This window comes from Pseudoflavonifractor phocaeensis (assembly GCF_038439875.1).
GTDB lineage: Bacteria > Bacillota > Clostridia > Oscillospirales > Oscillospiraceae > Vermiculatibacterium.
This window is the reverse complement of sequence record NZ_JBCDMT010000001.1, coordinates 193204-212550: the sequence shown is the minus strand read 5'-3', so window position 1 is coordinate 212550 and position 19347 is coordinate 193204. Positions and strand designations below refer to the sequence as shown.

Annotated in this window: 27 protein-coding genes and 1 other RNA gene; 5 read left to right on the top strand and 23 right to left on the bottom strand. The window is 60.4% G+C overall.

Going from position 1 to position 19347, the window contains the following annotated elements; translation table 11 throughout:
- Positions 1 to 5: 5 nt before the first annotated feature.
- The 19 genes from AAEU42_RS01130 to AAEU42_RS01040 all read right to left on the bottom strand — a co-directional run bounded on the left by AAEU42_RS01130 (position 6) and on the right by AAEU42_RS01040 (position 14395).
- Entirely contained in the window at positions 6 to 308 is a 303-nt protein-coding gene (locus tag AAEU42_RS01130) for a hypothetical protein (RefSeq protein ID WP_342231677.1), read from the bottom strand.
- A gap of 3 nt (positions 309 to 311) precedes the next feature.
- Positions 312 to 2135, bottom strand: a complete 1824-nt coding sequence (locus AAEU42_RS01125; protein ID WP_342231676.1) for a hypothetical protein — start codon at positions 2133 to 2135, stop codon at positions 312 to 314.
- Positions 2135 to 2518 carry a hypothetical protein gene (locus tag AAEU42_RS01120; RefSeq protein WP_342231675.1) on the bottom strand — a complete coding sequence of 128 codons (384 nt, stop codon included), beginning with the start codon at positions 2516 to 2518 and terminating at the stop codon, positions 2135 to 2137. The genes AAEU42_RS01125 and AAEU42_RS01120 overlap by 1 nt, the downstream gene beginning before the upstream one ends.
- A 26-nt stretch (positions 2519 to 2544) precedes the next feature.
- A complete protein-coding gene (locus AAEU42_RS01115) occupies positions 2545 to 3045 on the bottom strand; it encodes a hypothetical protein (RefSeq protein WP_342231674.1) in 501 nt (166 codons plus the stop codon).
- A 409-nt stretch (positions 3046 to 3454) separates the two neighbouring features.
- Positions 3455 to 3631 carry a hypothetical protein gene (locus AAEU42_RS01110; protein WP_342231673.1) on the bottom strand — a complete coding sequence of 59 codons (177 nt, stop codon included), beginning with the start codon at positions 3629 to 3631 and terminating at the stop codon, positions 3455 to 3457.
- 12 nt (positions 3632 to 3643) lie between these two features.
- A complete protein-coding gene (locus AAEU42_RS01105) occupies positions 3644 to 4099 on the bottom strand; it encodes a hypothetical protein (protein ID WP_342231672.1) in 456 nt (151 codons plus the stop codon).
- A 26-nt stretch (positions 4100 to 4125) separates the two neighbouring features.
- Positions 4126 to 4440 (bottom strand): hypothetical protein, encoded by a 315-nt coding sequence (locus AAEU42_RS01100; RefSeq protein ID WP_342231671.1) that lies wholly within the window; start codon positions 4438 to 4440, stop codon positions 4126 to 4128.
- Between the two features lie 73 nt (positions 4441 to 4513).
- On the bottom strand, positions 4514 to 4885 hold the full coding sequence (locus AAEU42_RS01095; RefSeq protein ID WP_342231670.1) for a hypothetical protein: 372 nt from the start codon (positions 4883 to 4885) through the stop codon (positions 4514 to 4516).
- A 5-nt stretch (positions 4886 to 4890) separates the two neighbouring features.
- The gene (locus AAEU42_RS01090; protein WP_342231669.1) at positions 4891 to 5223 is read right to left on the bottom strand and encodes a hypothetical protein; all 333 of its coding nucleotides are present in this window, start codon (positions 5221 to 5223) and stop codon (positions 4891 to 4893) included.
- A gap of 1 nt (position 5224) precedes the next feature.
- Positions 5225 to 5926, bottom strand: a complete 702-nt coding sequence (locus AAEU42_RS01085; RefSeq protein ID WP_342231668.1) for a hypothetical protein — start codon at positions 5924 to 5926, stop codon at positions 5225 to 5227.
- An 18-nt stretch (positions 5927 to 5944) separates the two neighbouring features.
- Positions 5945 to 6976 carry a hypothetical protein gene (locus AAEU42_RS01080; protein ID WP_342231667.1) on the bottom strand — a complete coding sequence of 344 codons (1032 nt, stop codon included), beginning with the start codon at positions 6974 to 6976 and terminating at the stop codon, positions 5945 to 5947.
- 114 nt (positions 6977 to 7090) lie between these two features.
- Positions 7091 to 7453, bottom strand: coding sequence for a hypothetical protein (locus AAEU42_RS01075; RefSeq protein ID WP_342231666.1), 363 nt, complete (start codon positions 7451 to 7453; stop codon positions 7091 to 7093).
- A gap of 15 nt (positions 7454 to 7468) precedes the next feature.
- Positions 7469 to 8524 carry a N4-gp56 family major capsid protein gene (locus AAEU42_RS01070; protein WP_342231665.1) on the bottom strand — a complete coding sequence of 352 codons (1056 nt, stop codon included), beginning with the start codon at positions 8522 to 8524 and terminating at the stop codon, positions 7469 to 7471.
- Between the two features lie 31 nt (positions 8525 to 8555).
- Positions 8556 to 9533: a dihydrolipoyllysine-residue succinyltransferase component of 2-oxoglutarate dehydrogenase complex gene (locus AAEU42_RS01065; protein ID WP_342231664.1), complete on the bottom strand. Its 978-nt coding sequence runs from the start codon at positions 9531 to 9533 to the stop codon at positions 8556 to 8558.
- 127 nt (positions 9534 to 9660) lie between these two features.
- A complete protein-coding gene (locus AAEU42_RS01060) occupies positions 9661 to 9972 on the bottom strand; it encodes a ribosomal-processing cysteine protease Prp (RefSeq protein ID WP_342231663.1) in 312 nt (103 codons plus the stop codon).
- Positions 9969 to 11852: a portal protein gene (locus AAEU42_RS01055; RefSeq protein ID WP_342231662.1), complete on the bottom strand. Its 1884-nt coding sequence runs from the start codon at positions 11850 to 11852 to the stop codon at positions 9969 to 9971. Before AAEU42_RS01055 ends, AAEU42_RS01060 begins: the two co-directional genes overlap by 4 nt.
- A 215-nt stretch (positions 11853 to 12067) precedes the next feature.
- Entirely contained in the window at positions 12068 to 13510 is a 1443-nt protein-coding gene (locus AAEU42_RS01050; protein ID WP_342231661.1) for a terminase large subunit domain-containing protein, read from the bottom strand.
- Positions 13500 to 14030: a hypothetical protein gene (locus AAEU42_RS01045; RefSeq protein WP_342231660.1), complete on the bottom strand. Its 531-nt coding sequence runs from the start codon at positions 14028 to 14030 to the stop codon at positions 13500 to 13502. The genes AAEU42_RS01050 and AAEU42_RS01045 overlap by 11 nt, the downstream gene beginning before the upstream one ends.
- A gap of 206 nt (positions 14031 to 14236) precedes the next feature.
- Positions 14237 to 14395: a hypothetical protein gene (locus tag AAEU42_RS01040; protein ID WP_342231659.1), complete on the bottom strand. Its 159-nt coding sequence runs from the start codon at positions 14393 to 14395 to the stop codon at positions 14237 to 14239.
- 232 nt (positions 14396 to 14627) lie between these two features.
- Between AAEU42_RS01040 and AAEU42_RS01035 the strand changes: the two genes are divergently transcribed.
- From AAEU42_RS01035 to AAEU42_RS01020, 4 genes are all read left to right on the top strand, one after another.
- A complete protein-coding gene (locus AAEU42_RS01035) occupies positions 14628 to 15485 on the top strand; it encodes an LPD29 domain-containing protein (protein ID WP_342231658.1) in 858 nt (285 codons plus the stop codon).
- 290 nt (positions 15486 to 15775) lie between these two features.
- On the top strand, positions 15776 to 15967 hold the full coding sequence (locus AAEU42_RS01030; RefSeq protein WP_342231657.1) for a hypothetical protein: 192 nt from the start codon (positions 15776 to 15778) through the stop codon (positions 15965 to 15967).
- 40 nt (positions 15968 to 16007) lie between these two features.
- Positions 16008 to 16072, top strand: an RNA gene (locus AAEU42_RS01025) — hammerhead ribozyme type II.
- A gap of 13 nt (positions 16073 to 16085) precedes the next feature.
- Complete coding sequence (locus AAEU42_RS01020; protein WP_342231656.1) at positions 16086 to 16547, top strand: hypothetical protein; 462 nt, start codon at positions 16086 to 16088, stop codon at positions 16545 to 16547.
- Between the two features lie 457 nt (positions 16548 to 17004).
- Here the strand turns inward: AAEU42_RS01020 and AAEU42_RS01015 are convergent, their stop codons facing one another.
- The 3 genes from AAEU42_RS01015 to AAEU42_RS01005 are packed head-to-tail and all read right to left on the bottom strand — an operon-like array spanning position 17005 to position 17663.
- Positions 17005 to 17202 (bottom strand): hypothetical protein, encoded by a 198-nt coding sequence (locus AAEU42_RS01015; protein ID WP_342231655.1) that lies wholly within the window; start codon positions 17200 to 17202, stop codon positions 17005 to 17007.
- Positions 17195 to 17389 carry a DUF551 domain-containing protein gene (locus AAEU42_RS01010; RefSeq protein ID WP_342231654.1) on the bottom strand — a complete coding sequence of 65 codons (195 nt, stop codon included), beginning with the start codon at positions 17387 to 17389 and terminating at the stop codon, positions 17195 to 17197. Before AAEU42_RS01010 ends, AAEU42_RS01015 begins: the two co-directional genes overlap by 8 nt.
- Positions 17382 to 17663, bottom strand: a complete 282-nt coding sequence (locus AAEU42_RS01005) for a hypothetical protein (RefSeq protein WP_342231653.1) — start codon at positions 17661 to 17663, stop codon at positions 17382 to 17384. The genes AAEU42_RS01010 and AAEU42_RS01005 overlap by 8 nt, the downstream gene beginning before the upstream one ends.
- Positions 17664 to 17867: 204 nt before the next feature.
- On the opposite strand from AAEU42_RS01005, the gene AAEU42_RS01000 reads away from it, so the two are divergent.
- Positions 17868 to 18023 carry a hypothetical protein gene (locus tag AAEU42_RS01000; RefSeq protein ID WP_342231652.1) on the top strand — a complete coding sequence of 52 codons (156 nt, stop codon included), beginning with the start codon at positions 17868 to 17870 and terminating at the stop codon, positions 18021 to 18023.
- 206 nt (positions 18024 to 18229) lie between these two features.
- On the opposite strand, the gene AAEU42_RS00995 is transcribed toward AAEU42_RS01000, so the two are convergent.
- The gene (locus AAEU42_RS00995; protein ID WP_342231651.1) at positions 18230 to 19267 is read right to left on the bottom strand and encodes a phosphoadenosine phosphosulfate reductase domain-containing protein; all 1038 of its coding nucleotides are present in this window, start codon (positions 19265 to 19267) and stop codon (positions 18230 to 18232) included.
- Positions 19268 to 19347: the final 80 nt, after the last annotated feature.

The following is a 19347-nucleotide window of genomic DNA, read 5'->3' as shown; positions in this document are numbered from 1 at the left end:
ACCTCCTATCTATTTTCCAGTGCGGTCACCCGGTTTTCCAGGGCGGACACTCTGTTTCCCAGCCCGTTTACCTGTCCCCGCAGAGAGGAAAGGTCGGTCGCCAAAGAGCCAAGCCGCCCCTGGGCCACGGTGATTTCCTTCCCCTGCTTTTCCACCGTGGCCGCCAGCTCTTGGGCGTCCTTCCTCATCTGCGTAATGGCGTAGTCAATGGCCTCCTGCATCCCGGAGACATAGTTCGTCAGCGCCCGCAGGGACTTCACCGGGTCCTTCTGATCCACCTGCGGGGGCTGGGTACTGAAAACGGCCACCGATCACACCTCGCTTCCCGTATCGAACTCCCGCACCAGGCTCTTCACCACGCACGCCCCCCTGCCCGACAGCCGCACGGTAAAGCTGTCACACCGGGTGGGCAGGATAGGAACCGTCATAGTCCCCGCCCGGCTGTCCGGGGTAAGGTACACCTGCCGGAAGGGCCCGCCGTCGGCGCTGACCTCCACCTTAAGCCACGCCCCCGGCTCCAGCTCCAAGCGCAGATACAGCCGGGAATAGCCCTTGCGGTTGTGAACGGTCTCGTCGAAGGGGTAAAGGGTGGCGCTCCAGGCCACCCGCTCCTCTCCTCCCCGGCCCGTGCTGTAAACCTGTCCGTCCCCGACGTCCAGGAAATACAGCGCCCCGTCCAGGCCGGCAAAGTCGGCGGCGTGGGTATCGTCCTCCCGGAGCCAGATGCCCCGCAGGGTGTCATAGACCCACAGCCCCCATTCCCCCGTGGCCTCGTCGGCCATGGAGATGTAGTACCGCTCCCCATCGGTGCCCGCCACAGCGTCCCGGAACCGCCGGGTCCCGAAGTTCTCCGTCAGCAGTTCCGGGGTCCCGCCGGTATAGATGTACACCCCATTCCGCCCGTGGTAAAAGAGGGCTTCGTTGATGGTGACAAGGCTCTTCTCGCTCCCCCGGCGCACCCCCTGAATCTGATAGGTGTACAGCTCGTAGTTTTTAGGGTTGGTGCCAATGATCTTGTGTACGCAATCCTCTTTGAAAAAGAGCACGTTGGAGCCGGAGGCGACGCACCCGGTAAAGGGCCCGTCGGAGCCAACGGCCACGGCGTAGCCGTCGGTGGACAGCCCGTCATAGACCTTGAAGTTGGTGGGGTCCCCCAGGGCGGAGGCCCAGATGGTGGAGCCCTCCGCCCCCCAAAGCCGGTTGTCACACTCGCATATGACCTCCAGCTCGGGCACCGTCCTGGCCACCAACGCCTCCCCCGCCTCGGTCCCCGCCGTGAAGGTGTTTTCATAGAAGGTCAAACTCCGCTCCTCCAGGGAGCGGACAATGGAAGTCTTATTGTTGGCCTCCAGCGCCCCGGAACACCCGCTGATCTCCACGGCGTCCCCCACCTTGAAGATCTCGCTGAGTTTGGGGTAAGTATGGAGGACGGCGGCGTGGGACATATAGCTCACCGTGTACACCACGCTCCCCGTCTCAATGGAAGCCGAGACCCCAGTCACCACCCGGTATTCCTTGGGCTTGTCCGCCACCAGAAGAATGTCCCCGGCCTTCACCTTGGAGATCTCGGTGGAGGCCCCGCCCTGGGTGGTGACCGCCCCGGTAGAGCGGTCCACGCTGGCGGAGGTGTACACCGTCAAGCTCTCCCCCGCCCCCAGCTCCAGCCTTCCGGCCTCCCCCTCCTCGTCGTTCCAGGTCTGGGCCGCCACGGTGAGGGTGTCGGTGGTGAAGCTCAGATTCCCGCCGTATACCGGGCACTTGGCCTCCAGGGGTTTGAGCTCTTCGGCCTCGGTGTCCAGATACACCTTGTCCGGGAAAATCACGATCTTGGTATTGAGGGCGGCAAAGCTCTTCTCCCCGGCGGCCACCTGCCCCACCACCTTCCCGTCGTAGCGCAGGTCGGTCCCGTCCACCACCAGCAGTTTTCCCTTTCCATAGAGGGCCGTGGGGGCGATATACCCCTCCTCCGCCTTCCGGGGCGGGCGCTGGGACAGGGCGGGATACCGGGCGGAGGAAAGCCCCTCACTCTCCCTCAGCTCCCCAGGGCTTCCCCCCTGCCCGTAGCGCACCGAGCCGAACCGCACAATCTGCTGTTGGCGCTTGGAGCCGGAGTGGGGCAGATACGGCAAATCCATTAAAACCGCCCCTTCCATCCGCCGCCGCTCAAGGGCCTGTGATCCCTCCGCCACTTCCGGCGGAACTCTCCCATAGCGGCGTTGAACAGCTCCATATCGTTGTTGTAGCCCGCATACTCCCTGTCGTGATAATCGATCATAGCGAAGAGGTAGAGGTCGTACAGCCGGTCATAGGGCGGGTCTACCAACAGCGGCTTGTCCCCCTCCTCCGGCCATACACGGGGCGGCGTGGGGCTCTCTCCCTCCTCCGTAAGCGGGGAGGCCGTCACCTCCTGATAGATCTTTCCATCCAGATCCATAAGCCACCGGGCCTTGTCGGCGTCGTCGTAGGGATTGACCTTCACCCGGTCCACCCGCTCAATGATTTCGTTGACAGTAGGCATCCGCCCTCCTCCTTTCTTCTCCCGCTTTATGTATTCGTTCTGATCCCCCAAACACGGAGCACCCCAGCTCCGCTCCCTGTCCCAAGCTGACCTGTGAGCAATCGGGCCTGAAGCAGTCCGTTCATGGGATATCCCGTCCCGCCATTTCCAGGCAGTTGATAAAAGGCGCTCTCGCCTGAATGACTACTGGCGATGAATATTACGCCCCGCCAAATTTGCTGGCTCGTCACCCCGGCGTTGTAGGCGGCGTTCACTGCTACCGACAGAATAGCATTACCGCCAACCACCAAATATCCGTGCGTATAGGCTGAGGTAAACTCAGACCCGTTCGTCCACAAAGCCGTCAGCTCCAAATCCATTTCCAGTTTCAGCAGATCATACCGGCGGGCCATATTCTCGGGAAACGCAGTTCCAGCGCTGGACCAGTTTTCGTTTGTTTTCAGCGTCTTTGAAAATACTTCCTCCGCAACCAGCTCCCAAGGTATCGCCCCTCCGCCGGAAATGGCATGTACAGGCAACTTACCCATGCGCCCACCCCCCTTCAGGGGACGTCAGGCAAACCGAAGGTAGTATATGTCGTATGTGAGACCTTCTCGTACCGCAACGATTGGTTCTGGGTCCGACCTGATTCCCGCTTCGGTCAAGGTCTCCCAGGTCGACCAGACCTTCATGCACGCACAGCCGTTTGACTGAAAGTCGTTTCTTGTCGCAAGAATTAGATCCCCGGTTTGAGGTACAATCCCAGCCGCCGCAATTCTGTCCGCTATAAGTTGGTTCTGCCAAGTTACTACTAGGGTCCACTTCGCCAATACTGAGCCTCCGCCGCCCAGCTTGGCCACGCTGGCGGCCCCCATTACCGGCGCCTCCTTGTGCAAGACGCCCAAGGCTTACAGAGCGCCCCCCCCCGGTAATTTCTGTAAATTACAAGCTTTTTGTTCATTTTGCTACCTCCGCTTCCGGCGTCACCGCCGCCACCAGTTCGGTGTACTCCTCGTCGCTGAGACGGCCCAGCGCATAGGTCAAATCGAACTTAAGCGCAAGTTCGGTCGTGTCTCGCCCCAACCGCTGATAGGTGCCGATCAGGGTCTTGTAGATGATGTACGTACTGTTCATACCGTTTTCCCCCTAAACGTTAAATTTCGCTCCATAGATTCGGATGATGCCGCTTGCATCAACATTGGTCCCGTCCCCTCCGGCTTTGAGCTCCAGGACTACTTTCGTATCCGACACCATTACGCAGTTCCCGCTACTCGTGGCTTTGGTATGGAATGACCCGTTCAGAGCCCGAATTAAAAGGAATCGCTTTGTCGCAGTGGTGGCCGCTCCACTTTTAGTTACTAAAGCCGGGCCGGAACCACCAAGCAAAATTTGGCCAGGATTTACCACAGCGCCGCTTATGGTTACGGTGGTATCAATGAATAAGAGGTCATATCCCTCTCCAGAATACGCAATGTCCTGATAGGCCACATGCACAGCGCTGGCGTCCTTTTTTCCGCCGCTCATGCTGACATTTTCCTCCGTGAGCTTTTCCCACATAAGTCCCCCGCCGCCGGAAATGGGGTCAACAGGTATCTTACCCATGCGCCCACCCCCTCTCGGGGAATCGCTTACAGGAAGGCCACGTAGAAATAGCGCAAGTCTTTGACATTCCAGCTGTAGCCGTTCTGAGGACCTTGCAGCCGCAAGGTATCTCCGTCAATTTCCACGGTTTCGCCATTCGATTCTTTATGAAGAGCCTCACGGGTAACAAGCGCATAAGCCATTGTGTACCCATACTGTTCCTTAACCAGGAGGACCATCTGCGGTTGTACCCCAAGCTCAACAACACGGGAATAGGCGCTTTGTGTGATGTGGTCTCCGAAGTAATAACCACACGTGACTTTATGCTCCGCCGCCCCCGGCGCAACAGGGATCTTAGCCATGCCAAGACCCCCTTTTGTGCAAGATGGCAAGTGTTACTACTTGCCACCCCCCCCCCGTCCCATTTTCTGGTAATTATGCACTTTGACCATTTTTTGCTCCTTCCCCGCTGAGGCCCAGCTCCACGAGGCTGAGCCGGTATTCATGATCGGCCACCAGTTCCGCCGTGGCCTCCTCCAGGGTCATTTCCGCCGGGGCGGGCTCCGGCTCCGGGCCGGGGACGGACACCGGCTGGCTGGTGATAATCAGCGTGTTCCCCGCCATCTCGTGCCGGGCGTACCCGCTCACGTCGATCTCACGCAGAAGGAAGCCGTCGTCGGTATAGAGCCCAACCGTATCCCCCAGCTCCCCCGGCCCGCCGTCCGGCAGACAGAACCGCAGGGGGTCCCCCTCCAGCGTGGGGGTACCTGTACAGCGGTAACGCTGGCCATTTGTCTCGATGTACACGTAAATTACCCCTCTCTCAGTCTCACATAGAAAATGTCAAATGCCACGGTGGCGGAAAACCTCCCATGGACAACGGGAAATTGGTAGCGGGTGGAAGAGCCATCCAGCATAATCCATGTCCCACTGCCGCCATCTTGGGATAGACACGTGCTGGCGTTTCCCAATGGTTCGCCATCCTCCATCGCCACTACCATGTCTCCAACCCGGGGCGTGATCCCCGCCCCTTCCACCATGTCTAAAACACCCATTCTTGCTGTCCCAGTCATGGTTTTCTTTCCCAAATTGATAAGCGCAGAGTTGCCGCCCATGCCCTTATACACCACATCCGCCTTCCCCATGCTACCTTACCCCCTTGATCTTCACCTGGAAGGAGATCTCCGGCTTGGCGTCCCGGCAGGTCAGCTTCACGCCCCCCGCCACCGTCTCCGCCTCGCAGGCCAGGCACCCATACGCCTTTTCGTAGAGTTTCCGGGCGCTGGCGTCCGCAGTGTCCACCGGGAACACCCCGATATGCTCATCCTCCGCCGTCACCTCGGCCACGCTCACCGTCTGCTCCCACGGCCCGCTCCCGGTCCACGAAGCCACATCCACCGTCACCGTTACAGGGGCCACCAGAGAAGCCTTTTCGGCGGCGGCGGCGTCAGCATAGGCAAATACGTCCTGCGCCTTTCCACTAGGGTCGTACACCGCCTTTGTCATATCTCCGGGGTTTGTGGGATCACGACCCTTCGGAATTTCAAAATCAAAGACCGGGGCGGCGTCCGGGCTACCCTCCCGCCGGGTGACGGTTGCGGGACGGTCGGAGGCCACCGTATCCACCGTCCCAACCTGAATGTTTGGCGTCACGCCGTCGGCACCGGGCGGGCCCTGTTCTCCTTTGGGCCCCTGGATACCCTGGGGGCCTTGGATGCCCTGATCCCCCTTTTCGCCCTGAATCCCCTGGGGGCCCTGGGCCCCGGTCTCACCCTGCGGGCCCTGGGGGCCCATCTCTCCCCGCTCCCCCTTGGGCCCCACTACCTGCCCTAAATCAAACGTAGGCAACCTTCACACTTCCTTTCCTCAAATGTCCAGGCAGAGGTGCCCCGAACCGTTGATGTAATAGTTCGGCTGTTCCTCGCCGGTATATGCGCACAGGAGATGCCCGGCGGCGTCCACGTTGAAGGCCACCATCCCGGCGGTGGAGACCGCTACCCCATTGATCCCCCGCTCTCCTTGTGGGCCCTGGGGCCCTGCCTCTCCCTGCGGGCCTCTGGGTCCAGCCGGTCCAGGGGCCCCAGCTGGGCCTTGCAAGCCCCGCTGTCCCTGTTTCCCTTCCGGCCCGAGCTCTCCCTGGGGGCCCTGCTCTCCTTGAATTCCACGCTGTCCAGCGGCCCCCTGCGGGCCCGCCGCTCCCTGGTCCCCCTGTTCACCCTTGGCGGCAATCTTGATCCAGAAGTTCCCCCGCTCTCCGCCGCTCTCGGCCACATCCAGAACCGGGTCCACCCCCTGGCATGGGGCAACACAGAGATAGGAGCTTCCACGCCGGGAGACCTTATTCTCTCGTACATAGGTCTTATCCCCGTCCCACGGCTCCCACACCCTGGCGGCCTCAAGATCCCTCACGGCCCCGCCCACAAGCTCGGTGACCTGGGGCATGATGCCCTCGATCTCCGCCTGGAGCTGAAGGGCCTGTCCGGCGGTGGGCTCCGCCGGGGAGTAAAAGCCGTCGTTTGGCCGAACCTCCAGCCGGTCGGTGACGGAGTAGGCCACCCGTCCCGGCGTCCCCTCTGCCCCCGGCTCGTATCCCTCCAGGGTAAAAGAGCACCATCCGGGCACCGCCATAGGCTCGGAGGGAATGGGCGTCTCGAAGGTCAGCGGGTCAGGTGTGCCCCCTGCCTCAACAGCCTTCGTTACCGGCGTATAGAGGATCACTGCCACCGGGTTTTCCCCGGCGGCATCCCGCCAGATGATGCGTTTTGCGTACCCCTCCCAGGTCTTGTCCAGCGTCAGCCGCAGGGTGGTGACGTTCCCCTCCCCCTGCACTCCGGCGTTCTTGCTGTCCTTGCGAACAAACTCGCCGGCCACAATGACATTGATTTCACGAACTGCCAATCTCTCACCCCCTCAAATAAAGAAAAGGGAGGGCAAGGGCGCTTGGTGCGTCCCGCCCTCCCATGGCCGTGTCATAGGATTCCACCTGTGTCCCGCGGCTGATATGAAGTTGGTTCAGCTCATGCCAAGGGCCTTCGCCTTGTCGGCGTACTCCCCGGACAGCCCTTCGATCAGCTCGGCGGTGGCCGTGTCCTGGTCCATGCTCTCCTGGAGGACCTTTGCCACGAACCGGGGCACCATGACCTCCACGCCCCGCCGGATGCGGTAGCCCTTCCCGTTGACGGCCACAAACACGTCGGAGGCGTATTTGCCGCTGTCCTTGAACAGCTTCACGGGAATCTTCTCCTCATACCACTCCGCCGTTCCGGGCCGGGGGGCGGCGGGCTCCTTCTTGGTGGGCTCCTTCTTGGCGACCTCCTTCTCGACAGCCGCCTGGGCCTTTTCCTGGTCTTTCAACGTCTCATCCGTCTTAGACATGAAATCTCCTCCTTCTCAGTTCGCCACGCCGTCGCTGAACGTGGAAGCCGTCTCGATGCGCACCATGAACTGCTCCACCAGCCGCTCGGCGGTGAGAATAGCCTTCCACCCGGCGGTGGCCCTCTGGTTCAGGGGGTCGGCGGTCCCGGCGGAGCCCAACTGTTTGACGATGTGCTGGAGGCCGCCGCCCTCCACCTCGGTCACGCCGTAGGCGTTGGCCCCCAGGATGAGGGTGGAGTACACGTCCCGGCTCCCGGCGCTCCCGGCGGCGGTGTCCTTTCCGGCGTTGGCCCACTTCTTGGCCTCGGTGGTCTCCACGAAGCGGATGCCCGCCACCTTGCCGATCTCCCCCTCGTAGAGCTCGGTGGTGTCCTGGTACTGGTGGGGGTACTTCCAGTCCGGGTCCTCGGTGAGGTCGAAGGAACAGTCCGGGTGGATGATGCCCACCCAGGAGCCGTCAATCTGGACGGCGTTCTGGGTCTTGAGGAACCGGGCCGCCAGCTTGCACGCCTTCACGCTGAGGTAATGGTTTTTGGTGGCATCGGCGTCGCCGCCCACCAGCTGATCCCGACTGGTGACCTGCCCCTCGGCGTACTGCACGTTGGTGCCGCCGTTCAGGACTTCCCGCACCACCGTGTCCAGGGTGGCCCCGGCCTGATCGCCCAAAATCTGGGTGGCCTGGACCAGGTTATTGTCGATGGCCGTCAGCAACAGCACGTCGGACAGCTCCACGAAGTCGCCGTACTGGTGGATTTCGGCGGTGATGGCGCTGACGGACAGCTTGCTCCCCTGGGGGGTCACGCCCTCCGTGAGGGGATTCAGCGCCTTGGGCAGGGGATCATACTTGCGAAACTCGATGATCTTGCCCCCGTTCTTGGGAATGGGGTGCTTCTGTCCAAACTGGTCGTGGATCAGCTTGGGCTTGGCGCTGTCGATGAGATAGTCGGAGTAATAGGTCTTCATCTCGTCGGACAGGCCGGAATCGGTGGTGACGTTGGTCTGGCCGTCAAAGAGCCGGAGATTCACCGGCAGGTAAGCCGGGACCGGCGCAAAACGCTTGTTGTCTTTCATACTTTCTCCCTTCTCTGCCTCCGGGAAGAACTCAAAACTCGATCCGCTCTCCCCTGGCAACTCGTCTGGCGATCTCCGCCCTGTCCTTCCGGGTCAGCTTGGAGACGTCGGTTTTCATGAGCACACCGCCCTGGGGGACCCCTCCCTCCACGGGCCGGGCCCCCTTGGCCCGGATGCCGTCCACGACCTTCTTCTCGGTTTCCTGGGCGGTCTTTTGGACCATCTGCCCGGTGATGAGGTCCATGTGAAGGACCTCATACGCCTTTTGCATGGGGATGCCGGAGCGCAGGAGCTTCAAGAACTGAGGGTCCTTCACCTCGGCGTTCAGATCAAACTCCGGGTAAGCCTCCCGCACCTTCTCGGCGTCGGCCATCCAGGTATCCAACTGCCGCCGGGATGCCTCTTCCCTCTGCTGGCGGCGCTGGGCCTCCTTCAAGCTCTCGTTCTCCCTCTGCATCCGGGCGAAGTCCTTGTACTGCTCCACGCTCATCCCCGCCTCCTCGGCGGCGGCGGTCCAATAGGCGTCGTCGGCCTCGATGGCCTTCGCCAGCTTGGCCGGGTCCCCATCGTCCACGTGATACCGCTGGGCCAGCAGGTCCAAAATGGGCTTATGGGCGTTCATCTGCTCCTGGAGGGTCTTCACGTCCCGGAACCGGGCGTCAATGATGCGCTGGGTTTCCTCGGTGTATAGGTCCTTAAACTCCCCCTCCACCAGTGCCTTGAACCGGGCTTTCCGCTCCTCCGGGGTCTCTTCGGCGGGCTTGGCCTCCTTGGCGGCCTCACCCTCCGTCTGTTTCTGGTCCCCGGCGTCGGGACCCCTCTCCTCCCCCTCCGGGGCGGCCTGTTTTCCATAGACCACCTTCGGAGCGGGCTCACCGCCCGTCTTTCCCCGGCGGGTGGGACCGGGAAGCGCCTGGGAACCGCCCTCACTGGGGCCAGCCGGGGCCGGGGCCGCCGCCCCGCCGTCAAACAGATCCAGCCGGACCTCCAGAGTTTTACAAGTAAACATAGAGTTTCCTCCTTTTGTGTCCCCGCCTGAGACGGGCATTTCCCGGAGGAAACGCATCGTCTCAGGAAGGAGGACACCATAAGCATAGCAAGCCCTTTTTGCGCTTGCGACGTCACTTTTCAAAGTTTCAGAAAAAATTTTCGCTTTTTTTCACCTGGACATGCTCGGGGTACTGCCGTGCGATCTCCTCCAGCCCAACGGCGGCCATCTGGAAGGCCGCCGCTACCGCCCCGCCCCCCTCGGCTTCCAGCCGTACCTCTCCCGGCTCCAACCGCTCCTCCAGGCGTTCCGCCCCCACTCCCCGCAGGTAGTTTGCCAGGGCGTACACAATAGCGGAGCACCCGGCACATACCACGTCATGGCCGGGGTCATAGTCGGCGTGACCGTCCATCTCCACCCGCCACCGCTCCCCCCGGCGGCTGAATACGGCCCGTGTCATACCCCGCCTCCCGTATCCATGTCCGGCGTGGACCGTGCGGCCAGTCTTTCCATGAAGGGGGTGACCGCCCTTTTCTCCGCCTGAGCCGCCCGGGCGTTGACCCCGCCCCCGGCGGGCGATCCGCCCGCCTGCGGCCTCCCGGCGGCAGGCTCTTCCACCCCCATGTCCATGCCGGTCAGCTCTTGGAGCAGTCCGGCCATCTGGTCGACCTGCTGGCCCATCTGCTGGCAGAGGTTGAGCAAGGTCTGCCCCTGCTGGACCTGCTCCATCACGTCGTCCTTCCCCTCAAACTCCATCATCTGAAGGGCCCCAAGCGCCTCCTGGGCCCGCTCCGGGTTAAAGAAGCCCAGCCCGTACAGCTCCTTCGCCATCTCGTTCTGGCTGATGCGGGAGAAGGGGGAGCGCTTGGCCGCCTTCACCTTCACGTCAAAGACGGGCCGCCGGAACAGGGGCGTTCCCACGGAATCCGCCCCCACCTCCGCCTCCCGTATCTGGGCGTTGGAAAAGTCGGTGAAGTCATAGTTCCCGTCCTTCCCCGTGATGCGGAAGCTCCTGGCCTCGTCGTAGAACTGCCGCATGAGCTCGATGCACAGATAGTCGATGCGGGTATAGGCCCGGAAGGAGGCGGCGATCATGTCCCGGCTGGACTTGTTGCCCGCCTCCTGCAAGGCGGAAATGGCGGAAGCCGCCGTCACCCCGCCCCCGGTAGATCCCTGGGACACGTCCCGGTTGGCGGAGGTCTCCTTCAGCTCTTCCTGCTTCATCTGGAGCATGGTCACGACAATGGAATCCATCTGGGGCATCTGCACCGGCTGGATCTTCCGCTCATCCAGGCTCCCGGCCACGTGAACCATGGGATTCCGGCTGTCCAAGAACTCCTCCTCATTGATCCCGGCGTCCTCGCTGATGAAGTACCTGGGCCGGGCGGCCAAATCGGCGTACTGGAGCACGGCGGCGGACAACTTGTCGATGTAGAGCTGGGGGTCCTTGGTAATGGCGATGAGCCCAAACCCCGCCGGGCTTCCCTCCTCGGGGAACAGGGTGTCGAATACGAAGGGGTATTCCCCGTGATCGTACCAACCCCGCTCCCGGTAAACGAGCTCCCCCGTCTCCGGGTCCCGGTAATCCTCGGAGGAGAACAGCACCGTGTCTCCCACGAACTGGACGTACTGGAGGAGCTTGCGCCCATTGGCGGCGGGGGCTTTGTAATACCAGTCCACCACCACCGACTTCTCCGAGGTGTCCACGCTGTCGTCGTACACGTAGTGGGCCACGTCCACGCTGTCCCCGCCCAGCTTCCCTTTCAGCTCCGGGTGAGCCTCCTCCAGCAGGTCGTTGTCCTCCAAATGGACGTGGAACACGTTCCGGCTGTCCTGAATGTCGTTGATCCCCGGCTCCCAGAAGAGGTTTAAGAGGTCCACCGGCTTGATGTCGATATCCCCCAGCCCGTTTTCCAGCGTGGCGTTCCAGAAGACCCCGTACACCCCCGCCCCGTGCTTGAGCTTCTTCCACCAGCAGTTGGAGTAAGTGTCCTCAAACTCGTTGCGCTCCAGCACCACCGGCAGGATGGAGCCGATGGCGGAAGCGCTCTCCTTGTCCCCCGGCTCCCTGGGCAGGACGGTGGCCTCGGGGTAGTTGTCCATAGCGTCGGCGTGCTTGTTCATCAGGGAATTGAACAGCCAGGCGGAAGCGGGCTCCGGCTCCGGGTTCTGTTGGCCGCTCGTCCGCCTCAGCAGTTCCCAGTGTCGGAGCTTGTACCACCGCTCGTCCTCCACCACCCGCCGTTCCAGGTTGGCCTTCCCGTCCTTGTACTTCCGAAGCACGGCGGCGGCCTTCCGCACCTCCTCGGTGCCAATGCGGGCGGACTGGTCTATCAGCAACGCCGGACCCTCGTCGCCCCAAGCTCCGTACCCCTCGCTTCCGGGCAAGCCCGAAAGCTCACTCACTCCGCTGGGTCTCCTCCCCCCAACAAGGGCTTCGTCCTTGCCTGGGACCCCATTTTTCTTTTCAAACAAACCCAAAGTAAACCCTCCTGTCAGCTTCTAAGCCTTCCCCTGGGGGAAGGTGCCGCCCGCAGGCGGCGGATGAGGGGAACCTACCCCCTCCTGAACCACTCATACCGCCCCAGCTCGGGCTCGTCCACCCCCAGCGGGTCATACACCACCAGCGGCTTTGCCTTCCTGGTCCTGGGGGCAATGGGGTTTGCCATACACACGTAACGCAGTTCGTCGTAAATGTGATCCTCCCCATCGGTGTCCACGTCCTCCACATCTGTTTGGTCATAGACGAGATTGGGCAGGGTGCGGATAAAGTGCCTGCACGTCTCGAACACGTACAGCATGGGAATCCCCCCGTCGTCGAAGGCCAGCCGGTGGTGGACCTGCATCTTGCCGCTGATGCGCTCATGGTCCCCCCGGTCCCAGTAGACCCCTTCCCGCTCCATGAGGGCGGCCACGCTCTCCATCCCCCCGTCGTTGAAAATGGCGGGGTCGGCCACCCCGTGGATGCGCCGCCCCTTGAGGTTGGGGTCCTGGGCCTCGATCTCCCGAATGCGCCGGGCCACCTGCCCCGGCTCCCACTTCACGCCGGTGTTGGCCTTGCCGGTACACCCGTACAGCTCCCGGATGCGGTAGAGCCGCCGGTCTTGGTCCACGGCGTACCATCCCACGGAGAAGGGCCTTGAATACCCCCAGTCGAAGCCCCTCCAGACGGCCCAGCTCTCCGGCACCTTGAACGGGGCGATCACGTGGGTGTTCACCCTGTCCACGTATCGGGCGGGGTCGTTCTTCCACTCGGTAAAGACCTGCCCCTCGAAGCTGTCCCAGTTGCCGTAGAGCAGGGCGTCCCGCTCCGCCGGGGCCATCAGCGACAGATTGTCGATGTAATTTGGGTCGTTCTCCAACAGCTTTTTGTTGTCGAACAGCGACGCCCGGACGCATACCCGGCTCCGAAACCGCCGTTCGGTGTGCCCATCGGGAAAGCGGACCGAAAAGCCCTCCCAGATGGTTTTCTCGGGCGGCCCGGCGGTAATGAACCGTTCCTTGACCCACCCGTGCCCGATGCCGCCGGGGTTGGCGGTGGAGCGCATATACACCCGTGTACCCGGCCCGTTGGGCCGGTTGCGGCTGAACAGGTAGGAATACTCATCCCAGGTGAAGTGCGTCAGCTCGTCAAAGGCGATGAAGTCATAGGCGTGGCCCTGATACTGCACCCGGTCCTTGGCGTACTGCATGGACCCGAACCGAATCTTGGCCCCGCTGGGAAAGGTCCAGGCGTGGGCACTGGCGTTGTACTTGGCCCCTGGGAACGCCTTGGGGTACAGGGCCAGCGACTTGTCGATGAGCTCGGAGAGCTGGGGAAAGGTCTTGCGCAGAATCAGCGCCTTGTAATGGGGAATCTTGACCTGCCGAAGCGCCTCGGCCACCAGGGCGTCGGACTTGCCGCCCCCCGCCGCCCCGCCGTACAGCCCTTCATACTCCCCCCGCCGCATAAATGCGATCTGCTTCGGCTGGGGCGACCAAAGAACGTTACTCGCCATTTTCCACGCCCTCCCCGTTCTCCCGTACCTCCGGCGGGACCACCGGCTCCACATCCACGGGGGCCAGTTCCACCACGCCCGTGCCCTCGCTCTCTCCGCCGCCCTCCGGCTTGTAGCTCCACTTTTCCCGCCGCCGGTTGGCCAGCCAGAACATGATGGCGGTGGTATCCGCCGGAACGTGGACCTCGTCCAGCACTTCCACAAGCTCTTCCGTCTCGGCCCGCCGCTTGCCGGTCTTCGGGTCATATTCCACCCGTTTGACCTTGTAGTGCTTGGTAATCGTGGCGTTATAGCCGTGGCACTTTTTCAGCAGGTCGTTTTCTACCTCGATGTCTACGACCTCTTTTCCGCGCGCAAGGGCCGCCGACAGCGCCGGATACCGTGTCTTATAGTCCCGAAAAGTGGAATCCGCCACTCCCAGGTTGTGGGCGATCTGCTCCAAGCTCAACCCATCCCGTGCCCAAGCCTCCACCAAAACCAGTTTTGGAAGCACGTGCGTCTCATATTTGCTTTTCGGCAACGCCCCCGCCCCCCTTTTGTGAAAATGAAGTTTCCTTTTTTCAGGATAGCGGGCCTGTTTTTAAAAAGCGACATCACTTCCCGCATGAGCGAACAAAAAAAGAAAGGCAGGCCCCCACGCCCACCTTCCCCCTCTCCTATCCCCCCTACCCCCCTTCCCTCTCCCCCTTCCTCCCACACAAAGCGGTAAAAAAAGAGGGCCCGGTATTACTCCGGGTCCTCTTGATTCGGCAGAGGGTCATATTTTTCCAGGTATTGCTCCATGCAGGCTTTAAAAACTGCGTTCGGGTTTGTCCCCCTGGCCTTCGTGGCCGCCTTGAAGCGCTCGGCCTCTTCCACCTTGACCTTGCACCCCAAAACTGTCATGTTTTCCTTGTCCCACTTGTTGCGGGCCGTTTTTTTGGCTTTGGATACGGGCAATCTCACCCCTCCCCTCTTTGGTTTTATTGTATCACAGCCCGCAGAAGTTAAACAGTATCCATATTGTACAAAAGATACGGTTTAACTTTGTACATGTTGCCCCTTGCAAGATACTGTATAACCGTATATAATGCAATCAGACCAAGGGAAAACCCCAAAAAGCAAAGGAGGCTTTACCATGAAATACTTTGAGAACTGCGCCACCCTGGACGACCTGAAAAAGGCATACCGCTCCGCCGCCATGAAGCACCACCCGGACGTGGGCGGCGACCTGAAAACCATGCAGGCCATCAATGCCGAGTATGACCGCCTCTTCCCCCTCTTCAAGCTGGCCTATAACCAGACCGCCGTCGAGCCTACCCACGAGACCGCCGAGAGCACCCGCAACGAGTTTTACACCCGGAACGGGTGGAAGGGTAGCCGCTACAACATGAACATGTCGACCAAGGACATCAGCATCAAAATCCGGGAATACGTGAAAACGGCTTACCCCGATTGCAAATTCAGTATCACCACGCATTATGCCAGCATGTGCAGTGAGATCCGGGTCTCCCTCATGTCCGGCCCCTATGAGGCCCTTAAGGACGGCCAGACTTACCACAGCGTAAACCAATACCACGTGGAACGTGATCCGCTCCTCACCGACTGGGCCAAGGCGGTGCTGTCCGATGTGAATGACTGTATCAAGTCCTACCACTGGAACGACAGCGACAGCCAGATCGACTATTTCGACGTGAATTTCTACTATGACTTGGGCGTTGGAAAATGGGACAAGCCCTATACCGTGAAGGCCGCTCCCAACCGCCTTCCTCAGCCTGAGCCCGTTTCCCCCTCCTCCGGGGCCATCGTGGTAAAGATCAATCAGGATTTTAACGGCATTGAGGTTTTCTTTCCGGCCCGCCCCGCCCAGAACGTGCGGGACGCCCTGAAGGTCCACGGCTGGCGCTGGCACGGGAAAAAACAATGCTGGTACAACAAGAACACGGAAGAAAATCTCTCCATCCTCCGATCCATCACCGAGGCCCCCGGGGCCTGAAGATCAACCACAATCCCGCCCCGGAGGTCACGAGGGGAGCCGCACGGCGGCAGAAAGGAGCACGGACCATGACAGAGATTTGCTTTGACGGCGAGTTGAGTTTGACATGCGGCGGAAGTTCTTACATTCAGGGAGCAAAAGTTATCGTACCGCAAGACCCTACGATGAATCAAATCGTTACCGCCATCCGGGACGCTGGTTATATCTCTTTTAAGCTCCCGGGAATGCGGCGGCTGGTAAGAATCTAGAATCACACCCGCCCCGGAGGTCACGAGGGCAAAGGAGGAAGCATGAAGCAGTACAGAATTAGAGGGACGTGGTACACGGTAAAGGCCCGTTGCATTAGACAGGCCCTCCTGAAACTGGTGGACGCTGATGGCAATTTTACCTATAAATCGCACTGGTACACGAAAAGCCGCCGCAAATCATGGGCTGAATTTGAGACCAGCTACGGCTATAAAGGAATTTTGGAAGAGGTATAAATCCCCGCCCGCCCCTGAGGTCACGAGGGCACACCACAACAGCCGAAACGCCCTCCAGGGCGTCGGCGGGGAATGGCCTCCCCGCCCTGACGATGGCAGGCCGAAAGGAGTATCCCCCATGAGCTATGAAAACTGGTTCGACCCCGAAAGCTCCCGCTCCGATTCCCACAAGAATTTCACGTATTATATCCACGTCCAGGACCCGACCACACTGCTCCCGAAAGAAGTGGCCTACCGGGACGACGTGGCGGCCCGAGACATCGAATCGGCCCGTCAGCTCATAGCCGACTTGACCGAATACCGAAAGGCCCTGGCCGCCCGGTATGCCCAGCTCGCCACCATGCCTTACACCCTCCGCCTGGAGCTGATCCGGGAAAATCGCTATTACCAGAACAACAAAAAATGGTACTGGCTCCGCATCGTCCGCCGGTACGAGGACGGCACCGAGGCCAAAGAGCTGGAAGAGCGTTACCCCGGCCCGCAACGACATAAAGCGTTCGCCCGGTTTCGTTCCCTCCAGAAGGAGCGCCCAGGCATCGAGATCCATCAGGACACCGACAAACGACCATGGGAGCATTGATCCATTCAACCGCAGAAGGGAGAAATACTATGAAAGACCAATGGCGACTTGTTTGGGACCTGGACTGCGGCGGTCTCGCCCGCACGTGGTCCGAGCTTACCCCCACCGCCCACCGACGTATCCGCCGACTGGTGGGAAACGGCCATGATTCGGGGCGGCTTTCCCCCTCCGACTTGAAAAACAGATAGCAACACCGCCCCCAGGACCATTTAAAGTCCTGGGGGCGGTTCTCTTTCAAAGTGGGGCGTTTTTTATTTTCCCCATCGTGCTTTTTTCCGTTCATTCACCAACTCATATCCCATCAGGTAAGCGGCTTCAAGGGGATGCTTGTTACACCACTCTTCGGTACAGCGGTCAGGCCCAAGCGGACACACGTTGCAAGGGCCCGGACACATAAATCTCACCTGTGCGCTCCTGATATCATCAAAGACTGCTCCCGTCTTAGGATCTCGGAATTTCATGTACTGGCCTCCTTATTCCGTTCTTTGTGGCGGCGGATGAGCTCAGAAAGAGCCTTTGTATCTTTCTCGTCCATTTTACCGCTCCAGCCGCAAGAACAACGCAGAATATCTCCTGCGCCTCTATTGCCGCACATGTTCCCACATTTCGGGCAGATTCCGTCCATAAATACGAGGGGCTTGTCCATCTTATCCATTGTCATCCTCCTTCGGCGGCTCCGGTAAGTCCATCCAGTAGGTGACACGTTTCGTCCTGGTGCCATACACCTTCCACCAGTTGTTTATGTCCCGCATCCCACACTCCACTTTACCATCAGCCCGGCATACAATTACCGGTGCAAAACATTCTGGCAGCCGATCTTTGACGCTGATCCACTCACCCATCGTTCTGTTCCTCCTCTCCCTCCGGCAGGTCCATACGGGCGCCGCAGTTGGGGCAGTAGTTGTGCATTATCCTTGCCTGACTGCCACACAAGGAGCACCGATTACACCAGATAATGCTTTCGGTTCTAAGCCACCGCCCATGCACCACCGGCGCGGCGTCAACGGTTGGTGCTATGTTAAGCAGATGTACCGCTTTGCTCCCATCAGGAGCAGAAAGCCACTTCGTCCGCTTAAGGTCCTTTTTTAACGCCTCCCGGCTGATCAGATCATCCATGCCGGGCCTCCCATTCCGGGCAGTCATCCACACTTTTGTCTCCACATACTACGTTTTCCAGATACCATGCGCAGCACGCCGGAACATCGCTCTTGCTCATTTGTTCTACAACAAGGCAATTATCACATTTCATCTATCTTTCCTCCCCCGGCTCAAGCCAGACAATTTTGTTATTTGGGGCACACTAGCTGTGAGGTGATGAACATGTCCTACGTCAACCCGGCTCTGCGGCCCAAGTTTGAAACCCTGCCTATCGATCTGAAAAACGAGATCCTCGCCCGTGACGTCACTCTAAGCAATCTCAACGACCTGATCCACGTTCTCCAGGAGATCGTCGACGAGGCCGAGGCCGCCCCTTAATTGGGGCGGTTTTCTTTTGCCAAAGATACCTCTGTCCCACAGAACGGGCACGTCTTCAGCTTCTTACCCATGGGCGGCCTCCTCGTAATCTTGACAATCTTCTTCATCCTCGCAGCAGATTCGGCAACTGCAAATATCTTCTCCCAACGCACCGGACGCTCCCTCGTGGGTAGATTCAAAATACTTGCAGGAAATACAGCGCTCGTTCATTCTCCGCCCTCCCCGGCCCCCTGGAGGCCGCATATCTGTTCCCCAAAATACTCCTTGATCCGCTCAATCCGCCTTGGATCGGCAGAGTGTATTTCAATGAGATATTGATCCGGGTCCCGTTTGCGATCAACGTCATGCCGGGCTCTAAACTGCCGGTAGGCCCTGGCATACTCGTAGGCCGGGCCGAAGATGGTCTTTGCCGCCGCCGCCAAGCCTGGGTCGATCCACTCCGCAACCCGCAGTTCCTGCTCAAACCGGGAGCCGAAGGGACAGCAGGCGCACCCCGTCCGAGTGAAGCCATATTTGACGTACAAATCAGAGTGTATGACGCCCCGTCGCTCACAATAGACACGTTTGTCGGCGTCCGTAAGGTAAAACAACGGGCGGAACTGTGCGGCCTCTCCTGGCATGGACGGCTCGGAAAAGCAACTGCTGTACACCGTCGCCCTGGCCCCGCCCTCCGCTTGGCGGACACCCACGATATTGAGATCCGCCCCGATCTCCCGGATATAATCGTGGGCCACGTCCTTCTTGGCCCCCTTGCAACAGCCGTCGGAAATGCGGAACGTGGGCGGGTTGGCGGTCATGAACTCCTTGAGCAGGCGGTTGGCACTGATGTTGAGCTGGCTGCCATCGCCCCACTCGTTGCACCACCAGCGCAGGGCCGCTTTGCATTTGGGATAGCGGGCGTAAAGGACGTCGAAGGGCTCGTCCGCCCATTGAAATCCGTGGGCCTGAAGGCGGCTGATGTACCCTGAGATACGCTTGCTGAGGAATGGCAGGCCGCAGTTTTTGCATCCCAGCGGAACAGGGACCTTCGCCCTGCGGCGCTCGATGGTGATGTCGTACTTGGTCTCCAGAGCGGCCAGGTGGCGCTTGGTGGCGGCATACTCCAGGCCCGTGTCGAACCAGACGTAATGTATGGCGGCATGTGGATAATTCTTCCTCGGCTCCAACGCCTCGATCATGTCCAGCATTACGTCGCTGTCCGAGCCGCCGGATATGGAGACCGCAACGTTCTTTGACCGGAACATCAAATTTGCGTGCAGTTTACGTAGAGAATCCCGGATAGCCTTGTCGGATTCCCCGGCAAACAGGTCAAGCATCTGCTCTA

What these genes read in the sequence shown, in the direction of transcription:
- AAEU42_RS01125 (WP_342231676.1), bottom strand. Translation starts at nt 2,135, where the DNA reads ATGGATTTGCCGTATCTGCCCCACTCCGGCTCCAAGCGCCAACAGCAG.
- AAEU42_RS01120 (WP_342231675.1), bottom strand. Translation starts at nt 2,518, where the DNA reads ATGCCTACTGTCAACGAAATCATTGAGCGGGTGGACCGGGTGAAGGTC.
- AAEU42_RS01115 (WP_342231674.1), bottom strand. Translation starts at nt 3,045, where the DNA reads ATGGGTAAGTTGCCTGTACATGCCATTTCCGGCGGAGGGGCGATACCT.
- AAEU42_RS01110 (WP_342231673.1), bottom strand. Translation starts at nt 3,631, where the DNA reads ATGAACAGTACGTACATCATCTACAAGACCCTGATCGGCACCTATCAG.
- AAEU42_RS01105 (WP_342231672.1), bottom strand. Translation starts at nt 4,099, where the DNA reads ATGGGTAAGATACCTGTTGACCCCATTTCCGGCGGCGGGGGACTTATG.
- AAEU42_RS01100 (WP_342231671.1), bottom strand. Translation starts at nt 4,440, where the DNA reads ATGGCTAAGATCCCTGTTGCGCCGGGGGCGGCGGAGCATAAAGTCACG.
- AAEU42_RS01090 (WP_342231669.1), bottom strand. Translation starts at nt 5,223, where the DNA reads ATGGGGAAGGCGGATGTGGTGTATAAGGGCATGGGCGGCAACTCTGCG.
- AAEU42_RS01075 (WP_342231666.1), bottom strand. Translation starts at nt 7,453, where the DNA reads ATGTCTAAGACGGATGAGACGTTGAAAGACCAGGAAAAGGCCCAGGCG.
- AAEU42_RS01070 (WP_342231665.1), bottom strand. Translation starts at nt 8,524, where the DNA reads ATGAAAGACAACAAGCGTTTTGCGCCGGTCCCGGCTTACCTGCCGGTG.
- AAEU42_RS01065 (WP_342231664.1), bottom strand. Translation starts at nt 9,533, where the DNA reads ATGTTTACTTGTAAAACTCTGGAGGTCCGGCTGGATCTGTTTGACGGC.
- AAEU42_RS01060 (WP_342231663.1), bottom strand. Translation starts at nt 9,972, where the DNA reads ATGACACGGGCCGTATTCAGCCGCCGGGGGGAGCGGTGGCGGGTGGAG.
- AAEU42_RS01050 (WP_342231661.1), bottom strand. Translation starts at nt 13,510, where the DNA reads ATGGCGAGTAACGTTCTTTGGTCGCCCCAGCCGAAGCAGATCGCATTT.
- AAEU42_RS01040 (WP_342231659.1), bottom strand. Translation starts at nt 14,395, where the DNA reads ATGACAGTTTTGGGGTGCAAGGTCAAGGTGGAAGAGGCCGAGCGCTTC.
- AAEU42_RS01035 (WP_342231658.1), top strand. Translation starts at nt 14,628, where the DNA reads ATGAAATACTTTGAGAACTGCGCCACCCTGGACGACCTGAAAAAGGCA.
- AAEU42_RS01030 (WP_342231657.1), top strand. Translation starts at nt 15,776, where the DNA reads ATGAAGCAGTACAGAATTAGAGGGACGTGGTACACGGTAAAGGCCCGT.
- AAEU42_RS01020 (WP_342231656.1), top strand. Translation starts at nt 16,086, where the DNA reads ATGAGCTATGAAAACTGGTTCGACCCCGAAAGCTCCCGCTCCGATTCC.
- AAEU42_RS01015 (WP_342231655.1), bottom strand. Translation starts at nt 17,202, where the DNA reads ATGGATAAGATGGACAAGCCCCTCGTATTTATGGACGGAATCTGCCCG.
- AAEU42_RS01010 (WP_342231654.1), bottom strand. Translation starts at nt 17,389, where the DNA reads ATGGGTGAGTGGATCAGCGTCAAAGATCGGCTGCCAGAATGTTTTGCA.
- AAEU42_RS01005 (WP_342231653.1), bottom strand. Translation starts at nt 17,663, where the DNA reads ATGGATGATCTGATCAGCCGGGAGGCGTTAAAAAAGGACCTTAAGCGG.
- AAEU42_RS01000 (WP_342231652.1), top strand. Translation starts at nt 17,868, where the DNA reads ATGTCCTACGTCAACCCGGCTCTGCGGCCCAAGTTTGAAACCCTGCCT.
- AAEU42_RS00995 (WP_342231651.1), bottom strand. Translation starts at nt 19,267, where the DNA reads ATGTTCCGGTCAAAGAACGTTGCGGTCTCCATATCCGGCGGCTCGGAC.